General features: G+C 68.9%; 4 protein-coding genes and 2 riboswitches. All 4 genes read left to right on the forward strand.

Annotated elements, in window-relative coordinates; all coding sequences use genetic code 11:
- Positions 1 to 1,002 (forward strand): TRAP transporter large permease (locus AC1D2K_RS31730; RefSeq protein ID WP_478094040.1); only part of this gene is annotated, 1,002 nt, incomplete at its 5' end.
- A gap of 81 nt (positions 1,003 to 1,083) precedes the next feature.
- Positions 1,084 to 1,611 (forward strand): hypothetical protein, encoded by a 528-nt coding sequence (locus AC1D2K_RS31735; RefSeq protein WP_478094042.1) that lies wholly within the window; start codon positions 1,084 to 1,086, stop codon positions 1,609 to 1,611.
- A gap of 43 nt (positions 1,612 to 1,654) precedes the next feature.
- A riboswitch (glycine riboswitch) is annotated at positions 1,655 to 1,741 on the forward strand.
- An 18-nt stretch (positions 1,742 to 1,759) separates the two neighbouring features.
- A riboswitch (glycine riboswitch) is annotated at positions 1,760 to 1,874 on the forward strand.
- Positions 1,875 to 1,889: 15 nt separating this feature from the next.
- Entirely contained in the window at positions 1,890 to 3,086 is a 1,197-nt protein-coding gene (gene gcvT, locus AC1D2K_RS31740) for a glycine cleavage system aminomethyltransferase GcvT (RefSeq protein WP_478094044.1), read from the forward strand.
- A gap of 55 nt (positions 3,087 to 3,141) precedes the next feature.
- Positions 3,142 to 3,519, forward strand: coding sequence for a glycine cleavage system protein GcvH (gcvH, locus tag AC1D2K_RS31745; protein ID WP_478094045.1), 378 nt, complete (start codon positions 3,142 to 3,144; stop codon positions 3,517 to 3,519).
- Positions 3,520 to 3,704: the final 185 nt, after the last annotated feature.

Below are 3,704 nucleotides of genomic sequence, written 5' to 3' on the forward strand. Positions count from 1 at the left end.
ATGACCTGCGTGCTGACCTGCATGATCTTCGCCGCGGTGTCGGGCTCCTCGGTGGCGACCACCTTCGCGATCGGCGCCATCCTGATCCCGGCGCTGATCAAGCACGGCTACCCGGTGGGCTACGCCGCCGCGCTGCAGGCCACCAGCGCCGAGCTCGGCGTGATCATCCCGCCCTCGATCCCGATGATCCTGTACGGCGTCAGCGCCGAGGTCTCGATCGGCGAGCTGTTCATCRCCGGCTTCGGCCCGGGCATCCTGATCAGCCTGGCCCTGATGGCCTTCGTCTACGTCTATTGCAAGTTCAAGGGACTGGGCAAGAACGACGGCGACGGCCGGCTCGGCGTCGGCACCGCGACCTGGCGCGCCGGCTGGGCGCTGCTGATGCCGGTGATCATCCTCGGCGGCATCTACGGCGGCATCTTCACGCCCACCGAGGCGTCGGCGGTGGCGGTGCTCTACGCGCTGATCGTCGGCACGCTGATCTACCGCGAGATCAGGCCGGCCGGACTCTATGCGGTGCTGCGCAAGTCGGTGGTGTCGTCGTCGGTGATCATGTTCATCATCGCCAACGCCGGGCTGTTCGCCTTCCTGATCACGCGCGCCGGCGTGCCCGACGCCATCGGCCGCTGGCTGCAGGAGGTGCTGCAGTCGCCGGCGATGTTCCTGCTCGGCGTCAATGGCGCCCTGTTCGTGATCGGCATGTTCATCGAGACCAGCGCGGCGATCATCGTGCTGGCGCCGATCCTGGCGCCGGTGGCGATGCACTTCGGCATCGATCCGGTGCACTTCGGCCTGGTGATGGTGGTGAACCTGGCGCTCGGCATGATCACGCCGCCCTTCGGCGTCAACCTGTTCGCGGCCTGCACCGTGGCGCGCATTTCGCTCGACCGCATCGTGCCCTACCTGGTCCCGTTCGTGCTGGTGATCCTGGCCTGCCTGATGGTGGTCACCTACGTGCCCGGCATCTCGCTCGGGCTGCGCGACCTGGTCTACTCGAAATAGCGCCGATGCCGGCGGTTTCACGACGCCGTCACRCAAGAGGCCCATGCTGCGGCGCTCGACCACCGAACGCCGCAGCACCCCATGTTCCTCATCAAGACCGACAAGGCGCGCCATGAACTCCGCCCCGGCTGCCGCAGCCTGGGCCAGCGCGAACGCGCCCTGCTGCTGATGGCCGATGGCCAGCGGTCGGTGACCGACTTCGGCCAGCTGTTCGGCGGCCGGGACGAAGCCGGGCGTGTCGCGCTGCATCTGGTGCGCGAAGGCTACCTCCTGGATCGCGGACCCCTGGCGCAGGACCGCGTGCCGATGCCGGTGCAGCAACAGCCGGCCGACCCCGCGCCGGCCGCGGCCGATGCCTTCGACGGCAAGCGCTCGCTCGCCACCACGCGCATGTTCCTTTTCGATCTGTGCGAACGCATGTTCGTGCGCCGCGATCCCCTGCTGGCCGAGCGCTTTCGCGAGCTGCTGCGGGAGGCGCGCGACCGCGCCGCGATGCTGGCCGTGGCGAGCGAGATGCTCGACGAAATCGAACAGGCAGCGGGCACCGAACGCGCCGAGTCGATCCGCGAGCGCATCGACCGGCTGCTGCCTTCGACGGCCGTGCACTGAAAAACGCCGGCCGGGCGGCCGCCGATTCCCTTACACTCGCCCGGTCAGGAGAGCGTCCCGCCACCATGGGACCGCCGAAGGCGCAGGTCCCTCGAAACACGGGCCCGAACGCTCAGGCAAAAGGACTGACGAAGCGCCCGTTCCCGGGCGTTTCCTTGCTGGAGAGAGGCGGTTCGTCGCGCAGTCGCGCCGGTCCGTCCACCGAAGGAGCAAACCCCGATCGTGGGGCGAATCTCTCAGGTAAAGCGGACAGCAGGGGTGGCCCATGGCTTCTCGCCATGGAACTAGACTGCCCCTTTGGAGATACGCCCTTGGCCGCCGCATCCGACGATCTGCAGAAGACCCCGCTCCACGGCCTCCACCTGGAGCTCGGCGCCCGCATGGTGCCCTTTGCCGGCTACGCGATGCCGGTGCAATACCCCGCCGGCCTGATGGCCGAGCACAAGCACACGCGCGAGGCCGCCGGCCTGTTCGACATCTCCCACATGGGACAGCTGCGCCTGGCCGGCCCCGATGCCGCCGCCGCCTTCGAGAGCCTGATGCCGGTCGACGTGATCGGCCTGGCGCCCGGCAAACAGCGCTACGGGCTGCTGCTGAACGACGAAGGCGGCATCCTCGACGACCTGATGTTCTTCAACGAAGGCCAGGATTCGCTGTTCGTGATCGTCAACGGCGCCTGCAAGCAGGCCGATATCGCGCACATCACGGCCCGGATCGGCCAGCGCTGCCAGGTGCTGCCGATGCCCGACCACGCGCTGCTCGCGCTCCAGGGGCCGCAGGCCGCGGCCGCGTTGGCGCGCCTGTCGCCCGGCATCGAGCGCTTCGTCTTCATGACCGGCGGCACGGTGCAGATCGGCGGCATCGCGGCCTTCGTGACGCGCAGCGGCTACACCGGCGAGGACGGTTTCGAGATCTCGGTCGCCGCCCGCGACGCCGAGCCACTGGCCCGCCTGCTGCTGGCCCAGCCCGAGGTGAAGCCGATCGGCCTGGGCGCGCGCAACTCGCTGCGGCTGGAAGCCGGCCTGTGCCTCTATGGCAGCGACATCGACGCCGGCACCACGCCGGTCGAGGCCTCCCTCGGCTGGGCGATCCAGAAGGTGCGGCGCACGGGCGGCGCACGCGAAGGCGGCTTCCCCGGCGCGGCCAGGGTGCTGGCGCAGCTCACCGCCGCCAACGGCGCGGCCGGCCACCTGGACCACGAGACGCTCAAGCGCAAGCGGGTCGGCCTGGTGGCGCTGGAACGCATTCCGGTGCGCGACGGCACGATGCTCGAATCCTTCGAGGGCGGCCTGGCCATCGGCCAGGTCACCAGCGGACTGCTGGGCCCGACCGTCGACCGGCCGGTCGCAATGGGCTACGTCGCGCTGGCCTATGCCGAGCCCGGAACACGGATCCAGGCCATCGTGCGCGGCAAGCCGGTGCCGATGGAAGTGAGCACCCTGCCCTTCGTTCCCGCGCGCTACCACCGGGGCTGAGGCCYTCCTCGATTTCTCGATTTCTTCAAGCCAGACACTTTTCAAGGAGATTTTCATGAGCCTCAAGTACACCAAGGACCACGAGTGGGTGCGGCAGGAAGCCGACGCGGCGCTGGTCACGGTCGGCATCACGGTGCATGCGCAGGACGCCCTCGGCGACGTGGTCTTCGTCGACCTGCCCGAAGTCGGCAAGAGCTTCGCCCAGGGCGATGTCGCCGGCGTGGTCGAGTCGGTCAAGGCCGCGGCCGACGTGTTCATGCCGGTGTCTGGCGAGATCACCGAGGTCAACGAGGCGCTGCGCGCCGATCCCTCGCTCGCCAACAGTGCACCGATGGACGCCGGCTGGTTCTTCAAGGTGCGCGTGAGCGACCCCGCGCAGCTCGAGCCGCTGCTCGACGAAACCGCCTACGCGAAATTCTCCGCCGACAACTGACCCCTACGCCCGACCGGACCCTTCCATGCCGACGCCCGTGCTGCCCACTGCCCCCTCGCTCAGCGAACTCCAGAACGCCGAAGAATTCATCGCGCGCCACATCGGCATCGAAGCCGAGGACGAAGTCCGCATGCTCGCCGCCGTCGGCTCGGCCACGCGCGCCGAGCTTATCGACGGCATCGTGC

It is taken from the genome of Variovorax sp. P1_H12_2, assembly GCF_056405335.1.